20 protein-coding genes and 2 tRNA genes are annotated in these 20436 nt (G+C 64.4%); 11 read left to right on the top strand and 11 right to left on the bottom strand.

Annotation, left to right across the window (positions count from 1 at the left end; genetic code table 11):
- Positions 1-8: 8 nt before the first annotated feature.
- Together IPQ13_11295 and IPQ13_11300 are read right to left on the bottom strand one after the other, a co-directional pair.
- Positions 9-1499 carry an insulinase family protein gene (locus IPQ13_11295; GenBank protein MBL0211477.1) on the bottom strand — a complete coding sequence of 497 codons (1491 nt, stop codon included), beginning with the start codon at positions 1497-1499 and terminating at the stop codon, positions 9-11.
- Positions 1500-1506: 7 nt separating this feature from the next.
- Positions 1507-3282, bottom strand: coding sequence for an insulinase family protein (locus IPQ13_11300; protein ID MBL0211478.1), 1776 nt, complete (start codon positions 3280-3282; stop codon positions 1507-1509).
- Positions 3283-3470: 188 nt separating this feature from the next.
- Here IPQ13_11300 and IPQ13_11305 point away from each other — a divergent pair, with 188 nt between their 5' ends.
- The 8 genes from IPQ13_11305 to IPQ13_11340 are packed head-to-tail and all read left to right on the top strand — an operon-like array spanning position 3471 to position 10080.
- Positions 3471-4418, top strand: coding sequence for a ribose-phosphate pyrophosphokinase (locus IPQ13_11305; GenBank protein ID MBL0211479.1), 948 nt, complete (start codon positions 3471-3473; stop codon positions 4416-4418).
- Positions 4418-5590, top strand: a complete 1173-nt coding sequence (locus tag IPQ13_11310; GenBank protein MBL0211480.1) for a methyltransferase — start codon at positions 4418-4420, stop codon at positions 5588-5590. The genes IPQ13_11305 and IPQ13_11310 overlap by 1 nt, the downstream gene beginning before the upstream one ends.
- Positions 5591-5632: 42 nt before the next feature.
- Complete coding sequence (locus IPQ13_11315; GenBank protein ID MBL0211481.1) at positions 5633-6253, top strand: hypothetical protein; 621 nt, start codon at positions 5633-5635, stop codon at positions 6251-6253.
- 51 nt (positions 6254-6304) lie between these two features.
- Entirely contained in the window at positions 6305-6595 is a 291-nt protein-coding gene (locus IPQ13_11320; protein ID MBL0211482.1) for a rhodanese-like domain-containing protein, read from the top strand.
- A gap of 40 nt (positions 6596-6635) precedes the next feature.
- Positions 6636-7982 (top strand): cytochrome ubiquinol oxidase subunit I, encoded by a 1347-nt coding sequence (locus IPQ13_11325; GenBank protein MBL0211483.1) that lies wholly within the window; start codon positions 6636-6638, stop codon positions 7980-7982.
- Entirely contained in the window at positions 7975-9039 is a 1065-nt protein-coding gene (gene cydB / locus IPQ13_11330; GenBank protein MBL0211484.1) for a cytochrome d ubiquinol oxidase subunit II, read from the top strand. The genes IPQ13_11325 and cydB overlap by 8 nt, the downstream gene beginning before the upstream one ends.
- A gap of 15 nt (positions 9040-9054) precedes the next feature.
- Positions 9055-9582, top strand: coding sequence for a molybdopterin adenylyltransferase (gene mog / locus IPQ13_11335; GenBank protein ID MBL0211485.1), 528 nt, complete (start codon positions 9055-9057; stop codon positions 9580-9582).
- Between the two features lie 45 nt (positions 9583-9627).
- Positions 9628-10080, top strand: coding sequence for a hypothetical protein (locus tag IPQ13_11340; GenBank protein MBL0211486.1), 453 nt, complete (start codon positions 9628-9630; stop codon positions 10078-10080).
- Positions 10081-10110: 30 nt separating this feature from the next.
- On the opposite strand, the gene IPQ13_11345 is transcribed toward IPQ13_11340, so the two are convergent.
- The 3 genes from IPQ13_11345 to clpP are packed head-to-tail and all read right to left on the bottom strand — an operon-like array spanning position 10111 to position 13185.
- Positions 10111-10797, bottom strand: coding sequence for a (d)CMP kinase (locus IPQ13_11345; GenBank protein ID MBL0211487.1), 687 nt, complete (start codon positions 10795-10797; stop codon positions 10111-10113).
- A gap of 4 nt (positions 10798-10801) precedes the next feature.
- On the bottom strand, positions 10802-12532 hold the full coding sequence (locus IPQ13_11350) for an ATP-dependent DNA helicase RecQ (GenBank protein MBL0211488.1): 1731 nt from the start codon (positions 12530-12532) through the stop codon (positions 10802-10804).
- Positions 12533-12588: 56 nt separating this feature from the next.
- Complete coding sequence (gene clpP, locus IPQ13_11355) at positions 12589-13185, bottom strand: ATP-dependent Clp endopeptidase proteolytic subunit ClpP (GenBank protein MBL0211489.1); 597 nt, start codon at positions 13183-13185, stop codon at positions 12589-12591.
- A 145-nt stretch (positions 13186-13330) separates the two neighbouring features.
- Between clpP and IPQ13_11360 the strand changes: the two genes are divergently transcribed.
- Positions 13331-13732 carry a hypothetical protein gene (locus IPQ13_11360; protein ID MBL0211490.1) on the top strand — a complete coding sequence of 134 codons (402 nt, stop codon included), beginning with the start codon at positions 13331-13333 and terminating at the stop codon, positions 13730-13732.
- Positions 13733-14221: 489 nt separating this feature from the next.
- On the opposite strand, the gene tig is transcribed toward IPQ13_11360, so the two are convergent.
- The 6 genes from tig to IPQ13_11390 form a co-directional block, all read right to left on the bottom strand.
- Positions 14222-15850: a trigger factor gene (gene tig / locus IPQ13_11365; GenBank protein MBL0211491.1), complete on the bottom strand. Its 1629-nt coding sequence runs from the start codon at positions 15848-15850 to the stop codon at positions 14222-14224.
- 80 nt (positions 15851-15930) lie between these two features.
- Positions 15931-16015: transfer RNA gene (locus IPQ13_11370), tRNA-Leu, on the bottom strand.
- Positions 16016-16037: 22 nt separating this feature from the next.
- Positions 16038-16114 (bottom strand) — tRNA-Arg (locus IPQ13_11375).
- A gap of 458 nt (positions 16115-16572) precedes the next feature.
- The gene (locus IPQ13_11380) at positions 16573-17538 is read right to left on the bottom strand and encodes a hypothetical protein (GenBank protein MBL0211492.1); all 966 of its coding nucleotides are present in this window, start codon (positions 17536-17538) and stop codon (positions 16573-16575) included.
- Between the two features lie 273 nt (positions 17539-17811).
- Positions 17812-18105: an FYDLN acid domain-containing protein gene (locus IPQ13_11385; GenBank protein MBL0211493.1), complete on the bottom strand. Its 294-nt coding sequence runs from the start codon at positions 18103-18105 to the stop codon at positions 17812-17814.
- A 167-nt stretch (positions 18106-18272) separates the two neighbouring features.
- The gene (locus IPQ13_11390; GenBank protein ID MBL0211494.1) at positions 18273-19532 is read right to left on the bottom strand and encodes a hypothetical protein; all 1260 of its coding nucleotides are present in this window, start codon (positions 19530-19532) and stop codon (positions 18273-18275) included.
- Between the two features lie 102 nt (positions 19533-19634).
- Between IPQ13_11390 and IPQ13_11395 the strand changes: the two genes are divergently transcribed.
- Entirely contained in the window at positions 19635-19988 is a 354-nt protein-coding gene (locus tag IPQ13_11395; protein MBL0211495.1) for an STAS domain-containing protein, read from the top strand.
- On the top strand, positions 19988-20431 hold the full coding sequence (locus tag IPQ13_11400; GenBank protein ID MBL0211496.1) for an ATP-binding protein: 444 nt from the start codon (positions 19988-19990) through the stop codon (positions 20429-20431). The genes IPQ13_11395 and IPQ13_11400 overlap by 1 nt, the downstream gene beginning before the upstream one ends.
- Positions 20432-20436 lie beyond the last annotated feature (5 nt).

A 20436-nucleotide genomic window follows, 5' to 3' on the forward strand; every position in this document is an offset into this window, starting at 1 on the left:
GCAGGCGGCTATTTCACCTCCACGGCCTTGCCCAGCCGATCCAAGCTGGCGGCCTTGGGATCGGCGAGGATGAAGATCCGCAGCTCCTCGGACTTGAGGTGGCGCTTCACCGCGCCATGGACCTCCGCCAGGGTGAGCGCCTGCAGTTTCTCCATGCGCTTGGCATAGGTGTCCGCGGGCCGGCCGAAGATCGCCAGTTCCGCGGCCCGGTCCAGGATCTCGGCGGTGGTGACCTGATCGAACAGGTCGCTTTGCACGAGGGCGCGCTTGGTCGCATCCAGTTCCTGCTGGGTCAGGCCATCCTTGATCAATCGCTCGATCTCGGCTTTGAGCAGTTGCACGCTGCGTTCCGCATTCTCTGCCTTGGTGAGCGCGTAGGCCATGTTGGCGCCATCGGTGCTGACGGCCGGCAGGTGGAAACTCCCGGCCGCATAGGCGAGTCCCTCCCGCGTGCGGACGGAATTGAAGATGCGGCTGTTCAATCCGCTCTCGCCCAGCGCATGCATGGCGGCGGAGAGCGCCACGGAATCCGCATCGTCTTCTTTGACCCAGGGCAGGCCGACCAGCACCGTGGCTTGGGTGAGGCCGGCCTTGGCCCGAAGGTAGACGCCCGGCTTGGCCCAGTCCTTATGCCCGCTGCGGGCGGGGGCCGGACTGGAACCCTTGCCCCAGCCCCCCAGCGTCCGGGCCAACAACTTCTGCGCTTCCTCGGCGCTCAGCGGGCTGGAAACCGCCAGCACGGCTTGTTCGGGCCGGAACCAGGCCTTGGCGAAGGCCTTGAGATCCTCGTCCCCCAGGCTTTTTAGGCTGGTTTCCGAGGGGAAACGCCCGAAGGAGCCGCCTGCGAAGAGCGTTGTCTGGAAGGAACGGAGCGCCAACTGGATGGGCTGGTCCTCGATCTGCTTGAGATCGGCGAGCATCTGGCTCCGGACAAATTCCACCCGGGGCGCGAAGAACGAGGGGGTCTGCAGCATTCCGGCGAGCTGGTCCAGCACTTCGGCGGCGTCCCGGTCGAAGCAGTGGATCCTGGCCCTGCTGGATTCCTTGTCGGCCCGGAACTCCACCGATGCGCCCTTGGATTCGAGCAGGGTATCCAGTTGGGACCAGAAGGCGCGGTCCGTCCCGCCATTGCGCAGCAGGCTGGCGGTCATGGATGCAAGGCCTTCCTTGCCCTTGGGATCCTCCAGGCTTCCGGCCCTGAAGGCCAGCGTCGCGCGTAAAACCGGCAGGGCCGTGTCCTGCAGGTAGAGGACGCGGAGCCCATTGGGCAACTCGAAGCGCCTGGGCTGGGGCACTTTCATCTCCGGTTTCCCGGTGATGAGGCTCCTGGGTTCGGGCAGATGCGCGAGGCTGCCCTTGGGGCGCGGACCGGCCTGCGCCTTGTGGGCGGCTTCCCGGTCCTGGGCGGAGGCGCCGGAGACGAGGAGCAGCGCCGCGAGCGGCCACATGCGCAGCGCTCCGGCAGTCCATGAACGGTTGGGGGTTGGCGCAGTCATCATCGTCATCTCATGGCTTTCCATCAGGCTTGGATTCGGCGGGGGCCGCGGGTTTCGGCGCGGTCTTTTGAGCCTCGGCGAGTTGTTTCTTCAGCGCTTCGAGCACCTCCAGGCGCTGGTCCCGCGGCTTGGCCCGGATCATCCCCATCTGGCTGTCCACCACGTCCGAGGGCTTCATCGCAGGGTTGGTCAGTTCCACGAGCTTCGTGAGGGTGGCCTCGATCTCGCCGTCCAGGGCGCGGTCCCCTTCGGCGGCTTTCGGGCGCAACAGCACCGCGGTGGTGCGGTTGGGGTCCACCAGATAGGCTTTGGCGACCCTTTGGACATCGGCGGCCGTGACGCTGCGATAGCGGTCCAGATCGGCCAAAAAAGCCTGCTCGTCACCGGCGACGGCCCACGTCACCGCCAGATCCGTAGCGAGACGGCCGGGATCCTCCATGCGGCGGACCTGGTCCATCTCCCGCAGGACCGCTAGGCGCTCTAGGTCTGCCTTGGCGGGGCCCTGCTGCTTGATGGCTTCGATCTCCTCCATGAGGACGGCGCCCAGCAGGCCGGGCGAAGCATCGCCTTTGACGGTGCCCGTCGCCACCAGCAGGTTTGGATACCTGGAGCCGGGTTCGCCGATGCTCACCTGGAAGTCGGAGGCGATGGAGAGCTCCACCACCGCCCGTTTGTAGAGACGGCTGCTGCGGCCTTTGGAGAGCAGGTCCGCGAGGACGGCCAGGGCCGGGGAATCCGGATGGCTCATGGCGGGGATGTGCCACCCGGCCATGAAGACGGGCGTGGCCTCGGCATCCATGGAGGTCCGGCGGTCGCCGGACTGGGCAGGTTCCACGGTCCGCACGGGAGCCGGGTCCGGCTGGCGCTTGAGCTGGCCGAAATAGGCGTCCACCGTTGGATTGATCTCATCCCAGGTCAGATCCCCGACCAGCACGATGGCGGCCCGGTTGGGCGCATAGTAGCGGCGGTAGAAGTCCTGGACCTCGGTCCGCTTCAGCGCATAGAGATCCGATGGCCAGCCGACCACGGGGCGCCCGTAGGGATGGGCCAGGAAGGCCTGGCCCAGGAACAGCTCCCTCAAGCGGCCCTCCGGGCTGTCCTCGGTGCGCATCCGGCGCTCCTCCTTCACGACCTCCCGTTCGGTGTAGAACTCGCGGAGCACCGGCGCGTTCATGCGCTCGGATTCCATGCGGGCCCAGAACTCGAAGCGGTTCCTGGGAAGGTCCACCTGGTAAAAGGTGAAATCATTGCTCGTGCCGGCGTTGAGGCCGTTCGCCCCGGCCTCCTGGAAGAGGGCGCTGAAGGCGTTGGGCTGCAGCATGGCCGCGTGCTTCGCCTGGACCTTGGCGAATTCCTCCCGAAGGGACTTGAGTTTGCCGCTGTCCGCGGGGAGCGGCTTGCCCGTGGCATAGACCGAGGCGGCGGAGGCCGCTTCCAGGCGGTCCTGCTCGGCGGTGATGGAGGCACAGAGGCTGTCTTCCGCCTCGAGCAGGAGGCTCTCGCTCTGGGCCTCTGCGGGATTTTTCAACCCGACAGTGCGGGTCCCCTTGAACAGCATGTGTTCAAGCAGATGGGCCGTCCCCGTCTGTCCCGCGGCTTCATCGACGCCGCCCACGCGAAAGGCGATGCGGGCCGAAAACACCGGAGCCTGGTGCCGTTCCACCAGAAAGACCGTGAGCCCGTTCTGCAGCACCCGCTTCTGGAGCGGCAGCCTGAGATCCCCTCCGGCGGCGGCGAAGCAGGCCATGGCCGGAAGCAGGGCCGGGACAAGATTCCTGAAGTGCATTTTCAAAGCGCCTCCCCGATCTTCGATTCGAGAAACTTTCACTATCTCACGGGCCCTGGACTCCCCAAAGATGAAGCCTCCGCGGGGTCCGCATCTCCTTCCTGCGGCGAAGAATGAAGGGGTTCCCGGGGGTGATCCGGCGATTGCCACGCTACACTGACCCAATCACTCTAGGCGCCGGGGGATTCATGATCGGGGAGATGAAGGTCTTTTCGGGGACAAGCCACCAGGCTTTGGCCAGCGGAATCGCCGCGCACATCGGCATGCCGCTGGGGAAGGTCAAGTTCACGCGCTTCTCCAACGAAAACATCAAAGTGAAGATCGACGAAAACGTCCGGGAAGCCGACGTCTTCGTAATCCAGACGAGCTGCCCGCCGGTCAGCGACAACTTGCTGGAGATGCTCATCCTGCTGGACGCCTTGAAGTTCGCTTCGGCGGCCCGGATCACGGCGGTGCTGCCGTACTATCCCTACGCCCGCTCGGACAAGAAGGATGAAGCCCGCATCTCCATCACAGCCCGGCTCATGGCGGATCTGCTGAAGATGGCCGGGGCGGACCGGGTGCTCACCATGACCCTCCATGCCCCGCAGATCCTTGGCTTCTTCCATATCCCCGCGGACCAGATTTTCGCCACCCCGATCCAGGCGCAGCATTTCCGCCGCACGGACATTTCGAACAGCGTCGTGGTCGCCACGGATGCGGGCGCGGCCAAATTCGCGGGCCATTTCGCCAAACGGCTCGGCCTTCCCCTGGCCCTGATCGACAAGCGCCGTTCCGACGACAGCGAGAAGGCGCAGAGCGTGGCCCTCATCGGCGATGTGAACGGCAAGGACGCGATCATCTACGACGATGAGATCGCCACCGGCGGCTCCATTTTCGAGGCCGCCAAGATGCTCCGCCAGTTCGGCGTGCGGAAGGTCAGCGTGGGCGTGACCCACGCGGTCTTCAGCGGCGCCGCCATCGACCGGCTGAACGACGCGGACCTCGACGCGCTGGTGGTGACGGACACCATCCCCATTCCCGAGGCCAAGGCCGCCGCCCTCAAGAATCTGAAGGTCCTCTCCACCGCAGCCATGTTCGGCGATGCCATCCTCCGCATCCACGGCGGCCGCAGCATCAGCGAGATGATGGACTGATGCAGCTGATCCAGGAGCGACTGCGCCGCCTCGACAGCCCGCCGGACATGGGTCTGGGGGAACGGGCCAAGGCCCAGGCCTCGGTCTTTTTCACCCGGCCCTTCCTGGCGCTGCATCTCGCGACAGAGCTGTACACGTCCCGGCTGGTGCTGGCCCTGGCCTTGTCGTTGGGCTGGGAATCGAGGCTCCGCCAAGGCGCCACCCTCGACGAACTGATCGAAGGGTTCGCGCCCCAGTCGAGGAACGCGGCGGAATGGATGCTGCCGTTCCTGGCCGAAGAAGGCCTGCTGCGCCAGGACGGCGGCCGGTACTTCCTGGAGGGCGAACCCGAGCTGGATCTCGCCGGAATCCGGGCCTTCACGGAAACCGAGGCGCCGGGCCACGGCGCCAACTTCGAACTGCTGGACGCGGTGCTGCGGCAGGTGAAGCCCTACTTCACCGAAGGGAAATCCGGCGAGCAATTGCTGTTCGACCTGACCGTCTTTCCGCTTTGGCTCTCCTTCTTCCGCAACGAGAACCTCAACTATTACCCCAACAACCTGTTCACGCTGATCGCGTTCCGGGAAGGCCTTCCGCCCGGCGCCCGGGTGCTGGAACTGGGCGGCGGCGTGGGCTCCTTCGCGCAATTGCTGGCGCGCGACGGCGCCGAGGCCGGGTATCTGGACCGGATCGCCGAATACCGGTTCACGGACATCGCGCCGGCTTTCCTGCGCAAGGCCCAGCGGGACCTGCGCGAGAAGGCCCCGGGCCTGCCGTTCACGTTCGGAGCCTTCGACATCAACAAGCCCTTCGAGGGCCAGAATTCCGGCGACGGCCTGTTCGACGTGATCGTCGGCGTCAATGTGCTGCATGTGGCGGTGGACCTCCAGGCGGTGCTGCGCCGGCTGCGGAGCATGCTGAAACCCGGTGGCCGCCTGGTCATCGGCGAATGCATGAAGCCGGACCTCGCGCGGCCCATCTACAACGAGTTCTTTTTCAAATTCATGAAGGGGTTCACGGAGGTGGAACTGGACCCGGAGCTGCGCCCCTGCAGCGGTTTCCTCACGCCCGAGGCCTGGGAGAAAGCCCTGTTGGCGGCGGGATTCAGCCGGATCCGCAAGGTGCCGGACATCCGCGCCGTGATGAAGGTCTGCCCGACCTTCTACGTGGGCGCGCTGGCCGCCGAGGCCTGACAACGTGGTTCAAAATGGGGCGGTGCCGCGCTCGGAGGGGAGATGGCCGACAACCTGCGGAGACTCCTGATCCAGCGCGCCGCGAGGCTGCAGGAGCGGCCGGCCTTCACCTCGCCTTCCTGGGGCCGCTTGAGCTACAGCCAGTTCCGCAACCGGGTGGAAGGTGTGGCCATGGGTCTGCTGACGGACATGCGTCCGGCTGGAACGGCCATTTTCTGCGCGACCGGAACAGCCTGGGATTGGGTTTCCGAGGTGGCCGCCGCCTGTTGCGGTTTGCGGTGGGACGCCGCTGGGGCGATCGTGGACCCGGACATCCTGGGAGGTCCTAGGTTCAATGATGAAGGCGGGCGGGGCCCCTACCACCAGCGGGAACATGACATGGACGGAAGCACCCTGGTTTCCGGAAAGCTGGATCACGCCGCGATGATGCTAGGGCTTCAACGGATGAACCGGAACCTGGGCTGGGACCACGAAACCGAGGTCCGGTTGCCTCTCGCGCAGCTCGGGGCCCCGGAGGTCCGCGCAGCGCTCTGGTGCGCGCTCTACGCGGGGGCCCACGCGATCCTGGAGGAGGCAGCCCGGACCCCAGGGGGCCTGTCCGCACGGCGCGCGGCCCGGCCTGCGCCCTTCGATCCAGGGCCCTTTTCTGGATTCTGGAGCTAGACCAGAAGCCATCCCCAGGGCACCTGATTATCCTGAAGTCTGGAGGATGCGATGTTCAGTTTCCTGGATCCGGAAGAGGCCCGCCGCATGATCGCCGCGGGGGCTGTGGTGGTGGATGTGCGGACCCAGGAGGAATGGGACCAGGGCCACGCTGCCAATTCGATCCTGGTCCCGCTTCATGAACTGGCGGACCACTTCGGGGAACTGCCCCAGGATGTGCCGGTGCTGCTGGTCTGTCGCAGTGGCGCTCGCAGCGGACAGGCGACGGCCTACCTGCGGGGCAAAGGCATGGATGCGCACAATCTGGGGCCCTGGCAGCGGAACCCGGATCATCAGGGCTGATCATGGCCCGCGGGCAGGCATTTTCTAGGGGAGGTCGGGAATGGGCGATCCACAGTTTTGGCACCGGCTCCAATTCGCATTCACCATCATTTTCCACTATCTGTTTCCTCAGCTCACCATGGGACTGGCCCTGCTCATCGTGTGGCTCAAGTGGCGGGGGCTGAAAACCGGGGAAGCGAGATACAACGACGCCGCGAGATTCTGGATCCGCGTCTTCGGGATCAATTTCGCGGTGGGCGTGGTGACGGGCATCCCCATGGAATTCCAGTTCGGCACGAACTGGGCGCGCTTTTCCCAGTTCGCGGGGGGAGTGATCGGCCAGACGCTGGGCATGGAGGGCCTCTTCGCCTTCTTCCTGGAGAGCAGTTTCCTCGGCCTGCTCATCTGGGGGGAGAAAAGGCTGGGCCCCAAGCGGCATTTCGGGGCGGCCCTCGCGCTGTGGGCCGGCAGTTGGCTCAGCGGATATTTCATCACCGCCACCAACGCCTTCATGCAGCATCCCGCGGGCTACTCTGTGGGCAGCGACGGCGCCCTGCAACTGGCGAGTTTTTGGGCCTTCGTGTTGAACCCATGGGCTGTGGCTCAATACCTTCACGTGATGTCTGCGGCGGTGGTGACCGCGGCTTTCGCCATGGCTGCGGTGGGTGCCTACTGGGCCCTGAAGGGATCGCATGGCGAGGTGGCACGCCTCAACCTCCGCACAGGCATCGTGGCGGGGCTCGTCTTCAGCGTGCTGGTGGCCTTTCCCACGGGCGACCACCAGGGCAAGCAGGTCGCGAAATACCAGCCCGTGGCCCTTGCCGCCATGGAAGGGCGCTTCGAGTCCGGCCCTTTCGCGGAGATCAATCTCATCGGCCAACCCAATGTGGCCGCGCGGAAGCTCGACAACCCCATCCGCATTCCCGGCGTGTTGAGCTTCATCGCCTACGGATCGTTTTCCAGGGATGTGAAGGGGCTCAATGATTTTCCCGAGGACCAGTGGCCCACCGCCATCGTGCTGCTCTACTACGCCTTTCACATCATGGTGGGGCTGGGAACGCTCTTCATCGCGCTCATGGGGCTTTCCGCCTTGATGCTCTGGAAGGGCAGGCTCTTTGCCGCCCGGCCCCTGCTCTGGGTGCTGCTGCTGGCCTTTCCTTTCCCGTACATCGCCACCACGGCGGGTTGGATGACGGCCGAACTGGGACGCCAGCCTTGGATCATCCACGGACTCATGCGCACGGTGGAGGGCACCTCCGCCACCGTGCACGGGGGATCGGCGGCCTTCACCTTGATCGGCTTCACCGGGCTCTATTTCGTGCTGGGCCTGCTGTTCATCTTCCTGATCGGAAGGGAAATCGCCCACGGACCTGCACCGCTCCACACCGGGGAGGTGGCCCATGGCTGAGTTGAATTCGCTAAATTCCTTGTGGTTCTGGATCGTATCGGTAATGGTCGCAATCTACGTGGTGATGGACGGCTTCGATTTCGGCGCCGGCGTCCTGCATCTGCGCGTGGCAAAAACCAATGAGGAACGGCGCCAGGTGCTCGCGGCCATCGGCCCGCTCTGGGATGGCAACGAAGTATGGCTGCTCGCCAGCGGAGGCGCGCTGTTTCTGGCCTTCCCCAAGGTATTGGCCTCCGGTTTCTCGGGCTTCTATCTGGCCATGTGGCTGGTGGTCTGGAGCCTGATGCTGCGGGGCATCTCCATCGAATTCCGTTCCCACGTCCAGGACATCCTGTGGCGGTCCTTCTGGGATGTGGCCTTCGCCGCGGCCAGCGCCGCGCTGCCCATCCTGCTGGGCGTGGCGCTGGGGAATGTGGTGCGCGGCGTGCCGCTGGACGCGGGCGGCTATTTCGAGCTGCCCCTGTTCACATCCTTCAGGACCGCGAATCCCGTGGGCATCCTGGACTGGTACACGGTGCTGGTGGGCGTCTTCGCGCTGGTGACGGTCACCGCCCACGGCGCGCTCTTCCTGGCCTGGAAAACCGAGGGCCCCGTGCATGACCGCAGCGTGGACCTCTCGACCAAACTATGGAGCGCCGTGGCGGTGCTGTGGGTGGTCGTCGGCATCGCGACCGATACCGTGAATCCCCGTGTTTGGGCAATGCTGCCCTTTCGCCCCTTGGGACTGGCCTTCACCGCCGTGGCCTTGGGCGGCCTGGCCCTGGCGTTCTACGGCCAGCAGCAACAGCGGCACCTGCGGGCCTTCCTGGGATCCGGCGCCTTCATCCTGGGCCTGCTGGCGGCGACCGCCGCTTGCGTCTATCCGGTGATGCTCCATTCCAGCCTGGACCAGGCGCAGGATCTGACCGTCCTCAATTCGAGCGTCGCCGCGCACGGCCTCGCCACGGGCCTCAAGTGGTGGATCCTCGGCTTCCCCGCCGCCCTCGGCTATATCGTCCTGCTGTTCCGCATCCATCGCGGGAAAGTGTCGGCGGCGCCCGAAGGAGAAGGTTACTAGCGTTAAGCTCTTCACATGACCATCCGCATCGGCATCGTCACCATCTCGGACCGCGCCAGCTCCGGCATCTATGAAGACCTGTCCGGCCCCGCCATCCGGGCCGCCATGACGGCCTACCTGAGGCCGCCCTGGGAGGAGGCCTGCCGGTTGATCCCCGACGAGCGGCCCATCATCGAGGCCACCTTGAAGTCGCTTTGCGACGAGGAAGGCTGCTGCCTGGTGCTCACCACCGGCGGCACGGGTCCGGCCGCGCGCGATGTCACCCCCGAGGCCACCGCCGCGGTCTGCGACAGGATCCTGGACGGCTTCGGCGAGCAGATGCGGGCCGTGTCGCTGAAATATGTGCCCACGGCCATCCTTTCCCGCCAGCTCGCGGGCATCCGCGGGCGAAGCCTCATCATCAACCTTCCGGGCAAGCCCAAGTCCATCCGGGAATGCCTGGATGCCGTCTTTCCCGCGGTGCCCTACTGCGTGGACCTCATCGGCGGGCCCTTCCTGGAAACCGACGATGATGTGGTGAAGGCCTTCAGGCCCAAAGCGTAGATAGTCCCAACCCAAGGCCCCAGGCCGACTTCCACCGGAGATCCGATGTCAGAGAACCCCACCCAGTCGTTTGCGAACCATCGCCGCTTCGACCCCTCCTTCCATTTCCTGCTCTTCGGCCTCTTCGCGGCCAACGCCGTGATTTCAGTGTGGGCGCTGATCCGCATGTTCCGGAGCCAGCACTTCGATTTCGCCACGCTCTGGAGCGTGGTGATGGCGGTGACCTTCCTGCTCTTCTTCCTCAAGCTGCGCGTCTACGCCCTCCACAACCAGGACCGCCTGATCCGGCTCGAAGAGCGGCTCCGGATGAAGGCTCTGCTTCCGGCCACCCTCGCGACCCGCGCCCTGGAATTGCGGCCGAGCCAATATGTTGCCCTGCGTTTCGCGAGCGATGAGGAACTGCCAGGCCTTGTGCAGCAGACCCTCGACGAGAACCTGGCGAGCGGCCAGATCAAGAAGCGCATCAGGACCTGGAGGCCCGATACCTTCCGCATCTGAAGATTTTTCAGCGGGAGTCCCTGGGGTGGCTCAGGACTTGGGACTTGGGGCCTGGGACTTCATGGCCCCGCCCCACATCTCCACAATTTTCGCCACCACCTCTTCCAGCGTCAGGCCGCTGGAATCCAGTTCCACGGCGTCCTCCGCCCTGCGGAGTGGCGCCACGGCGCGGGTCGAATCCGCGTGGTCGCGGCGTTGGATATCGGCCGCGACAGCTTCCAGCGCCATGGCGATGCCCTTGGCCTGCTGCTCCAGGAAACGGCGCTGGGCCCGGGCCTCCACCGAGGCGGTCAGATAGATCTTGAGGGCCGCGTTGGGGAACACGACCGTCCCGATATCCCGGCCGTCCACCACGAAACCGCCGCGCTGGCCGATATGGCGTTGCTGTTCAACGAGCACTTCGCGCACGCGCCCATCGGCGCTCACGGGGGTCACGAACTGGGTGATTTCATGGCTGCGGATGGCCTCGCTGACATCCTCATCGTTAAGGAAAATGCGTGTGCCAAGCTGCTCCAGGTGCATGGACCGTAGCACCTGGAAGAGCGCCGCCTCATCGTCCAGGCCCGCGCCCGCCCGCTTCAGCGCCAGCGCGGTGGCCCGGTACATGGCGCCCGTGTCCAGGTAGTCCCAGGAAAGCGCTTCAGCGATCTTCTTGGCAGCCGAGGATTTTCCGGCGCCGGATGGACCATCGATGGCGATGATTTCAAGTTTCGTCATGCCTCTAGTCTGCCATCCGCCGGATCAATTCCAGGAATTCGTCCCCGTACTGGACAAGTTTCTTGGGGCCGACGCCGCTGATGGCCAAGAATTCCGGCGCCGTGGTGGGCTTGAGGGCCGCCATCTGCTTGAGTGCCGTATCGCCGAAGACCAGGTATGCAGGCAGGCCTTTTTCATCGGCGATGCGCTTGCGCAGGGATTTGAGCGCCAGGAAGAGGGCTTCGTCCCCGCCCACGGGCGCGGCCTCGTCAGGCAGCTCCATCGATTCGGGCCGGATCTTTTTCGACTTGGGGAGCTTGATGGTCTTCGGCGCCGCGGCCAGGACGTTCCATCCGCCGCAATTGTCGCAACTTGCCCCACAGGCTTCCATGCGCTCGCCGAAATGCGTCAGGATCTGCTGGTGGCGGCATGCGGATCCATCGGCCAGGCGGTACATGGCCCGCGTCTGCCGCTGCTGTTCCCGCGCCAGTTCGGCAGTGGCGTCGTCGGAAAAACGGTCCAGGCTCATCACATCCGCCCAGGAGTAGAACAGGATGCAGTCCGAAGGCTCGCCATCGCGGCCCGCGCGGCCGATCTCCTGGTAATAGCCTTCGACGCTCTTGGGCATGTCGCGGTGGATGACGAAGCGGATGTTGGGTTTGTCGATGCCCATGCCGAAGGCCACGGTGGCCACGATCACATCCGCGTCGTCCCGGCGGAAGGCTTCCTGGGCGGCGCTTCGCGCCTCGGCGCCCATGCCCGCGTGGTAGGCCATGGCCTTCACGCCCTGGCCGGCAAGGTACTCGGCGGTGGACTCGACGCCCTTCCGCGAAAGGCAGTACACAATGCCGCTCAGGCCCCGCCGCGCTTTCACCAGCCGCAGGATGGCCTCGCGCACAGAAGGGCCTTCCCCTTTTTTTATGGCTGAGAGCCGCAGATTGGACCGGAAGAAGGAGCCATGGAACCGCGCAGCGTTTTTCATGGCGAGCTGCTCGACGATATCTTCGCAGACCTCCTTGGTGGCGGTGGCGGTGAGCGCCAGCACCGGCACATTGCGGAACCTGTTCTTCAAACCCGCCAGGTTCCGGTAGGAGGGCCTGAAATCGTGTCCCCACTGGCTGATGCAATGGGCCTCATCCACGGCGATCAGTTTCAGGTCCAGGTCTTCCAGAAGGTTGGCGATATAGAGTTCCAGGCCCTCGGGGGCGGCGTACAGCAACTCGATGTGGCCGTCGCGGATGGCGCGGATGCGCCTGCTCCGCTCTTCCGCGTCCAGGCTCGAGTTCAGGAAGGTGGCCTTCAACCCCGCTTCGGCCATGGCGTCCACCTGGTCCTTCATCAGCGCGATGAGGGGCGAAACGACGAGCGTGACGCCGCCCAGCAAGCGGGCGGGAAGCTGGAAGGTCAGCGACTTCCCGGCGCCGGTGGGCATGATGGCCAGCACGTCCCGGCCCGCCATCACGGCGCGGATGATGTCCTCCTGGCCGGGGCGGAACGCATCGAAGCCGAAAATGGATTTGAGCTGCGCATTGAAATCCAGAGCCGGGCCGGAGTGGCCGCCAGCGCTGCCCAGGGCCTTCAATTCGCGCAGGATGCCGGGGGTGAACCGTTGGGGTTCCGCCCGGTAGAGCGCGCGCAATTCATCAAGGAGCGGACCGCGCTCGGAGAAAGGCAGCAGGCGCAGCGCCTCTAGTTCCTCGTGGAGATCCCGCATCAGCACCCTCAAGACCCGGAATTGGTCCGGGCCCACCAGCATTGCGACTACGAAAGGCCCGGACCGGCGTCCACCGGAGGGCCGGACAGGCTGCCGCCCTAGGCCGGCCGCTCGGTGAGCACCTTGTCGATGATGCCGTAGTTCAAAGCCTCCGCGGCGCTCATGAAGTAATCGCGGTCCATATCCTTCTGGACCTTCTTCACGGTCTGCCCGGTGTGCTTGGCGAAGGACTCGCTGAGCGTGTCCTTCAAGCGCTGGATCTCTTTGTAGCTGATCTCGATTTCCGTCGCTTGGCCCTGGGCCCCGCCTGAGGGCTGGTGGATCATGATGCGGGCGTTGGGCAGCGCGAACCGCTTGCCCTTGGTGCCGGCCGCCAGCAGGTGCGCGCCCATGGAGGCGCACTGGCCGATGCAGTAGGTGACGATGTCGTTCTTCACGAATTGCATGGTGTCATAGATGGCCAGGCCCGAGGTGACGCTGCCGCCGGGGCTGTTGATGTAGATCTGGATGTCCTTGTCCGGGTCCTCGCTCTCCAGGAAGAGCATCTGGGCGACGATGGCGTTGGCCACATTGTCGTCGATGGCGGTGCCGAGGAAGATGATGTTGTCCTTGAGCAGCCGCGAATAGATGTCGTAGCTGCGCTCGCCCCGCGGGGTCTGCTCGATGACGATGGGAGGGTAGTAGCTGCTGGGCATGGAAGCTCCTGGACGCATTCAAGCCAGGATACCGCAGGCACCCGGGGCAGCCCAGGGACTGGCGGCGCTGCTCCCGCGCGGGGAGGAATTTCCTGGCCCCGATCAGCGCATACTCCAGGTTGGCCATCAGGTTCCGCGAGCGCCCATGAAATCCAGGATCCTCATTCTCCTCCTCGCCGCGTTGCTGGGAACTGCCTGCAAGCAGCCAGCCGCCACACCCATCCTCGGAACAGGCCACAGCATCTGGATCATCCGCGAGGAGTTCGGGGACCAGGTGCGGACCAGGCTGCGCTATACGGACTCGGGAGGCTACACCTGGCGCAAGGATGAAACAGTGAAGTTCGCCCTGGAGTATTTCCTGAAGGATGGAAAAGTCATCCGCGTGCCGTGCAAGGCCACCAGCGAACAGTCGGAAATGCCCGGAGGCGGCGCGCCGGGCCTCACTTCGTCCCACACGATTTTCGAAGCCGTGGTGCCCACCCGCGAACGTGGCCAGGGCTACCGCATCCTCCAAGACGACGTGATCATCCGCGTCGAGGAATTTTAGGGGCAGTTTCGCCTTGGCCAACGTTCTTTTGGCCAAGGCGTTACTGCCCCTTATGTCGGCCGCAGGCCGACGCGATGGATGGTGCTCCGAGCAAAGTCGAAGAGCCAGCGTTCTTCTGGCCAAGGCGTTACTGCCCCTTATGTCGGCCGCAGGCCGACGCGATGGATGGTGCTCCGAGCAAAGTCGAAGAGCCAGCGTTCTTCTGGCCAAGGCGTTACTGCCCCTTATGTCGGCCGCAGGCCGACGCGATTGATGGTGCTCCGAGCAAAGTCGAAGAGCCAGCGTTCTTTTGGCCAAGGCGTTACTGCCCCTTATGTCGGCCGCAGGCCGACGCGATGGATGGTGCTCCGAGCAAAGTCGAAGGATTGCGGTCCCTCCGGCCATCGGCCGCAAGACCTGGATGAGCCGTCGTCCAATGCGCCGTATCAACTGGCCGCGTAAAAAGAAGGAGCGCCGATGGCGCTCCTTCTTGCGATGCCCGCAGGGTTCCTATTCGGACTTCTTCTTGGCCTTCTTGGGTTTTTCGTCTTCCTCTTCCTCTTTTTTGTGTTTTTTCGGCTTTTCCTCGGCGGCCGGCTCCGCTTTCTTGGCGGCTTTCTTCGGCTTTTCTTCTTCGGCTTTTTCTTCCTTGGCCGCCGCTTTCTTTTTGGGCTTGTCTTCGGCGTGGTCATGGTCGTGATCGCAGTCGGGGCCATGGACATGGGCCTCTTCGCCGTGCTTCACGGATTCCGGAGCGCCGCCTTCCTGCTCGGCTTCGCCGCTCTCCAACCCGCCTGCATCGAACCGGGCCGAGGCGAGGCCCGCATCCCGCTTGCGCTCCAATTCCACCAGTTCTTCAAAAGCCTTCTTGTCCAACAGCTCTTCGGTGACGGTGGCCGTGGCGATGAGGGCGTCGAAGATTTTATCCGTGCGGATGCGGCCCTTGATTTCCGTGGTGGCCCCGCGGCCTTCCAGCTCGGCCTTGAAGGCCGCGAAGGGCTGCTGCACCTTGTTTTCTTCCATGAAAGTCTTGATATCCGCGTCGATTTCTTCGTCTGAAACCTGGATGTCCTCGGCGTTGCCGATGGTCTGGAGGAGGTATCCGCTGCGCACCGCGCGCTCCGCGTCCCGCAGGCGGGTCTGGCGGTAGGCGTTCCAGTTGACGCGGCGGGGATCGATGCCCTGCCTGGAGATCATGTTGGCGAATTCCTGGCTGTAGTCGTCCAGTTGCAAGGACACCATGGAGACCGGCACTTCGAAGGGCGCTGCGTCCAGCAGGGTTTCCAGCACGGCGCTCTGCAGGCGGGCGTGGGCATCCCGCTCGGCGGCATCTTCCAGCTCTTTGCGGATGAAGGTCCGCAGGGCCTTCAGGTCCGCATAATCGCCCATGTCCTTCGCGAATTCATCGTTCAGCTCGGGGACGGTGTGCTTGCGCAGGTCTTTGAGGGTCACCTGGTAGTGCACCTGCTTGCCGGCCATGGTCTTGTTGGAATCTTCCACGGGCACCGCGATGTCGAAGGCGCGGGTTTCGTCCACCTTGAGGCCCAGGACCTCGGCGTCGAAGGGGCGCTTGGGATCGAGCTGGATGACCTGGTCGCGGAAGGTCTGGGGCTTCAGGCCCGCGGGCTTGGCCTTGATGTCGAAGGTGGCATAGAGGCCTTCAGCGCTGACGCCATCTTCGGACAGGAGCTTCGCGGCCTGCTGGCGCATGGATTCCAGGTGCTCTTCCACGGCGGCATCATCGATGGCGCGCTTCTTCTTCGTGAGGCTGAAGCCCTTGTACTCCGGAAGCTTCACATCGGGCGCCACATCGTAGAGGGTCTTGATGGAGCCATCTTTGCCATCCGACAGGTCGGCCTTTTCGAGGGCCGGCTGGGAGATGGGCTGGGTGCCGGCCGCCGCGGCCGCATCCCAGAAAAGGCGCTGCACAAGCAGATCGGCCACATCCTGGCGGATTTCCCGGGCGTAGCGGGACAACAGGACATTTTTCGGCACCTTGCCGGGGCGGAATCCCGGCAATTTCACCTTGGGCGCGATGCGCGCCAGGGCCTCTCCGAAGGTCGAGGTGACCTCCGCCGCCGGGACGTGGATTTCCAGGGATTTGCGGGTGTTGGTGTGGTGGGTGAGCGTGACCTGCATGGGTGCTCCTAAAACCGGTTGCGGGGCTGGAGATGGATTCGGTGGGTATTGCCGGGGGCCCCGAAGGGGTGTTTTTTCAATGGTGCGAATGGCGGGACTCGAACCCGCACGGTGTGAACCGCTGGAACCTAAATCCAGTGCGTCTACCAGTTCCGCCACATTCGCAAAGAGCTTTCAACGTGATTCATGGTGCGCCCGGAGAGACTCGAACTCCCGACCCTCAGGTTCGAAGCCTGATGCTCTATCCAGCTGAGCTACGAGCGCAGCACGAAATTACGATTTTGCCAGGAAAGTCCGGTTCTGCCGAGCCTTCGTTTTGGGCTGGATAGAGCGCCGCCTAAAGGCCTGATGCTCCTCCATCTATCGAACTGTCCCCCGGACAGTTCTCCCGCTCGGTGAAAACCTCGTGGAGATGGAGCCTCCCATCTATCGAACTGTCCCCCGGACAGTTCTCTCGCTCGTAAAAACTCGCGGAGATGGAGCCTCCCAGCTGAGCTACGAGCGCAGCACGAAATTACGATTTTGCCAGGAAAGTCCGGTTCTGCCGAGCCTTATTCAGCTGTGAGCCGTGAGCACAGGCCCGGTGCTCCCCGCTGGGTAGGTGGAGAGCCCCCTGTCCCGAGTGGCGCGTAAAGGGTCAAGGGTCGAGAGTCGAGGAGTTGAGATTAGAGAACCCGGACCCGGATCCACCCGCTCTTAACCCTCGACTCTTGACCTTCGACTCAACGTTTCAGTGCCCAGGCGTCCTCGATGGCGAAACGCGCCAGCAAACCCATTTCCATCTCATCCAATCCCATGGTCCTGGCCTTGGCCCATTCACCGGCGATGTCGCAGGGGATGACGCCCGGATCATCCGTTCCCAGGGCGCAGCGCACACCGGCCCGGAGCATCACGGGCAGGGGATGGGGACCCAGATCCTTCACCAGGGCCTGGTTGGAGCTGGGACAGACATCGACGGGAATGGCGCGATCGGCCAACAGAGCAAGAATTCCAGGCTCCCCGGCGGCCTTGACGGCGTGGACAATGCGTTCGACACCCCCGTGGAGGATCGCTTCGCGGACATTTTCTCCTGGGCCGTTCTCTCCGGCGTGGGCGGCGATGCGCAGGCCGAGGGATCTTGCGCGCTCGAAGACAGGCGCCCAGTCACGGAAGGGGACTCCTTCGAGGCCTCCGGTGGAAAATCCCACGACGAATTCCGGAAGACTGCTTTCCACCAGGTCCAACACCTCGTGGCCATGCCTGGGCCCGAAATGGTTCACCGCGTCCAGGACCACGGCCACGGCCACGCCGAGCTTGCGTGCGTCCGCCAGGCCCTCCTCCAGGCCGCGCCAGAGTTCATCCAGGCCGAGGAGCTGCTCATGGCGCACGAGGAAATGGGGCGAAACCCATAGATCCACGCCTCGTGGAGCCGCCGCCTGGGTCGGCAGGCGCCCCACAATGGTCCCGAGGGCCAGCCTCACCGCCTCGCGGTCGCGTAGAAATCCGGAACCGAAAAGGAAAGCCTCGATGAAATGGTCGAAGGGTTGGGCATCGCCCCGCCAGAACGCTTCCAGGGACTCGGGAACCCGTTGCCCGGCAGCGTCCGCCTGCCGGCGGACCCAGGCCTGATCCAGCCCGCCCTCGAGATGCACATGGCGGTCGATGCCAGGGATGCCTGCGCGGACCGGTGGAGCCTGAAGGCCGGTCACAGCTTCATCTCGACCCATGCCGTCGTGAATATGTGAAGCCGAGAGCCGGGGGATCGAGGGCACCTTCAGTGCCGCAGAACATCGCCACCTTGATCATCTCGACCCATGCCGTCGTGAATTCGCCAAGCCGGGGGCCCGGCATTGAAGAGCACATTTAGTGCTACCGACGAACGATATCCTCATCATCTCGACCCATGCGGTCGTGAATTCGCCAAGCCGGGGGCCCGGCATGTGAGAGCACATTTAGTGCTCTCCAATGCCACCCGGCTAGGCTTATTCATCATAGTCGTCCATGCGGAGATCGCCGGGATCCACGCCTTCGGCCCGGGCGGCGCCGATGCCCAGGCTCTCGTCGAAGCCCTCTTCGGCCGCGGCTTCCGGCTCGGGTTCGGTGCCCAGATCATCCTCGATCACATGGACCTGCTTGTCCTTCTTCACCACTTTCAGTTTGGTGGGGGCGTCCTTCTGGTTCGACCCGCACTTCGGACATATCGCTTCGGGTTTGCGGAAGTCGTAGAACTTCGTCGCGCACGAGAAGCAGGTGAATTTTTTCCCCAGATTAGACATGCGTCGCCCTCGAAACCAAGGTCCAGGGTTTACCAGATCCTTGCGGTCTTGTCACCACCAGAACTTTACGCAAGTCCCCACCCTGTGGCTTTTTACTAATGAAACCTAGCTCTTGCAGCGCTTGGGGAAAGAGCTCAAGGATCTCGAAACCAAACCGGATGGCCCTGTCACGACCAAGGCGCGGGGCCGAGTTTGGAGGGAATGCCCTCGCATAATTGGGCCTGGACCGTCTGGATGAAAATCCTGTGCTGCTGTTCGGTGGGCTCGCCGAAGCGGTCGATGAAGGTGGCCCTGGACCGCTCCAGTTCATCCCGCAGGAGCGAATACAGGTTTCCCTGCTGGCGGCCCTGGGCGACTTTTTGAGGGAAGTAGAGTTCGATGTCGCCCACCAGAACGCGGGCAAGGCGCTCAGCGGTGGCCCGGATCTTGGGATCCAGGGCGGGGCCCGCTTCGATGGGCTCGGGCACCTGCTGGGTGGGCATGGAAGAGGGCGCGATGGCGGCCGGCAGGGCGATGGGAGCGGCTGGAGCCGGCGGAGCCGCGGGGGTGAAGGAGGGTGGCTGCGCCGGGGGTTTCAACGCCGCGGGAATCTGCATCTGCATGGTGGGGGCCGCGTGGCCCGCCGGCAGGCCGATGGGGGGCAGGGGTGTCGGCGGCGCGAGGGGCGGCGGAGCTTGCGGCGCGGCCGCCGCTGGTGGCGCGGGTCTGGGCGCGGGCGCGAGGGTGGGCATCGGACCGGTGGCTTTCAGCGGGCCGGTGCCGGGTTTGTCTTCGTCCTTCGGACCCGCCAGGAAGGCCAAGGCCGCTTCGGCGGAACGCACCAGCGCGCGGACGTGTTGAGGATTGTCCAAGGTGCGCCGCAGACCGCTGTCTGCCAGGACCAGGGCCACGGTCTTGCGCTTGAGCCGGATGGGGTGGATCCGCACATCGGCCGAGGTGAGGCCGGACAGGGGGCGGATGAGGGCGAGGTAGGCCTCTCCAGCCTGCTGGACCACCGGCAACTGGCCGGAAATCAGGGCCTCCAACTCCGGCGGCGGCACCACGGGCGTCCCGGGCTTGGCGGATTCCCCGTCGAAACCCCTGAAAGCGTAGAGGCTGGCGATCCCTTGCTTGATGATGAACAGGGCGCTGCGGTCCGCGAAGGGGCGCAGGCCGTCCAGCAGCTTGTGGAGCACTTCGGCCTGGCTCGGAGCGTTGTCCAGGAGATCCAGGGCCGCTCCCAATTCCGGATCCGAGGTGACCACTGGCGAGGGGGCGGGAGCTGCGGGGGGGACGGCGGCCAACAATTCCTTGGCCAGCGCATCGTCAGGCTGGAGGCGGCCCAGACCTTCCTCCCAGGTCATCATCACTTGTTCCAGAAGCGCCTGATGGCGCTCATGGAGCCAGGTCAGCAGGATCTGCTTCAGCGCGTCGGAAGGCTGCGGCATGTCGGACTCATCAGGAGGTTGGGTAATTACGATAGCGGAATTGGACCAGGAAGCGGGAGCAGATGCTTGGTAGGATGATCAGACCCTCTTTGGAGCCCTAGAATGACCGATCTTTCCATCCAGGTGCGTGATGCGGGCTGCGCCTCGGTGGTGGAGCCATCCGGGTTCATCAACGCCCACACCGTACGCCAGTTCGAAGGCGCCCTCGAAACCCTCGTCCAGGCGGGCCGGTACACGATCCTGCTGAACTGCCGGGAGCTGAACTACATCAGTTCCGCGGGCCTGGGCGCCATCATGGGGCTCATCGAGACCGTGAGGGAGAACAAGGGCGACATCCTGCTCTGCAACCTGCAGGAAAACGTCTTCGCCATTTTCGACACGCTAGGCTTCACCCAGCTCTACCGGGTTTTTCCTTCCGAGGAAGACGCCCTGGCTTCCATCACGGAGCAGGCCTGATGTCGCCCTCCCCAGCCATGCGGATGGAAAAGTCGGATTTCCGGCTCACCATTCCCAGCCAGACCCGCTACCTGAACCTGGTGACGGGATTGGCCAAGCGCGCGTCGCAATTGGCCGGCATGGACGACTCCACCGCCGCCAAGGTCTCCATCGCCGTGGATGAAGCGGTCACCAACATCATCATGCATGCCTACGGCGGGGAAGAGGACCATTCCGTGGAACTGGACCTGCGCTTCACGGACACGGCCCTGGAAATCCATATGTGGCACACGGGGGTGGGCCTCCGGGGCAACCAGATCGTGCTGCCGGACCCGAAAGAGTATGTGAAGCATCCCCGGAAAGGCGGCCTGGGGCTGCTGCTCATGAGCCGGTTCATGGACGAAGTGCGCTTCAGCGAAGAAAAAGGCCGGAGCGAGTGCTGCATGATCAAGAACATTGCCTAGTCCTG

The sequence above is a fragment of the Holophagaceae bacterium genome, assembly GCA_016720465.1.
In the GTDB taxonomy this organism is placed as follows: Bacteria; Acidobacteriota; Holophagae; order Holophagales; family Holophagaceae; genus JANXPB01.

Excerpts from the sequence above, each read along its gene's own strand:
- IPQ13_11360 (MBL0211490.1), top strand. The coding sequence starts at position 13,331 with ATGAAATCCAGGATCCTCATTCTCCTCCTCGCCGCGTTGCTGGGAACT.
- IPQ13_11295 (MBL0211477.1), bottom strand. The coding sequence starts at position 1,499 with ATGATGACTGCGCCAACCCCCAACCGTTCATGGACTGCCGGAGCGCTG.
- IPQ13_11340 (MBL0211486.1), top strand. The coding sequence starts at position 9,628 with ATGTCAGAGAACCCCACCCAGTCGTTTGCGAACCATCGCCGCTTCGAC.
- mog (MBL0211485.1), top strand. The coding sequence starts at position 9,055 with ATGACCATCCGCATCGGCATCGTCACCATCTCGGACCGCGCCAGCTCC.
- IPQ13_11310 (MBL0211480.1), top strand. The coding sequence starts at position 4,418 with ATGCAGCTGATCCAGGAGCGACTGCGCCGCCTCGACAGCCCGCCGGAC.
- IPQ13_11305 (MBL0211479.1), top strand. The coding sequence starts at position 3,471 with ATGATCGGGGAGATGAAGGTCTTTTCGGGGACAAGCCACCAGGCTTTG.
- IPQ13_11320 (MBL0211482.1), top strand. The coding sequence starts at position 6,305 with ATGTTCAGTTTCCTGGATCCGGAAGAGGCCCGCCGCATGATCGCCGCG.
- IPQ13_11315 (MBL0211481.1), top strand. The coding sequence starts at position 5,633 with ATGGCCGACAACCTGCGGAGACTCCTGATCCAGCGCGCCGCGAGGCTG.
- IPQ13_11400 (MBL0211496.1), top strand. The coding sequence starts at position 19,988 with ATGTCGCCCTCCCCAGCCATGCGGATGGAAAAGTCGGATTTCCGGCTC.
- IPQ13_11300 (MBL0211478.1), bottom strand. The coding sequence starts at position 3,282 with ATGCACTTCAGGAATCTTGTCCCGGCCCTGCTTCCGGCCATGGCCTGC.
- tig (MBL0211491.1), bottom strand. The coding sequence starts at position 15,850 with ATGCAGGTCACGCTCACCCACCACACCAACACCCGCAAATCCCTGGAA.
- IPQ13_11345 (MBL0211487.1), bottom strand. The coding sequence starts at position 10,797 with ATGACGAAACTTGAAATCATCGCCATCGATGGTCCATCCGGCGCCGGA.
- clpP (MBL0211489.1), bottom strand. The coding sequence starts at position 13,185 with ATGCCCAGCAGCTACTACCCTCCCATCGTCATCGAGCAGACCCCGCGG.
- cydB (MBL0211484.1), top strand. The coding sequence starts at position 7,975 with ATGGCTGAGTTGAATTCGCTAAATTCCTTGTGGTTCTGGATCGTATCG.
- IPQ13_11395 (MBL0211495.1), top strand. The coding sequence starts at position 19,635 with ATGACCGATCTTTCCATCCAGGTGCGTGATGCGGGCTGCGCCTCGGTG.
- IPQ13_11390 (MBL0211494.1), bottom strand. The coding sequence starts at position 19,532 with ATGCCGCAGCCTTCCGACGCGCTGAAGCAGATCCTGCTGACCTGGCTC.
- IPQ13_11350 (MBL0211488.1), bottom strand. The coding sequence starts at position 12,532 with ATGCTGGTGGGCCCGGACCAATTCCGGGTCTTGAGGGTGCTGATGCGG.
- IPQ13_11325 (MBL0211483.1), top strand. The coding sequence starts at position 6,636 with ATGGGCGATCCACAGTTTTGGCACCGGCTCCAATTCGCATTCACCATC.
- IPQ13_11385 (MBL0211493.1), bottom strand. The coding sequence starts at position 18,105 with ATGTCTAATCTGGGGAAAAAATTCACCTGCTTCTCGTGCGCGACGAAG.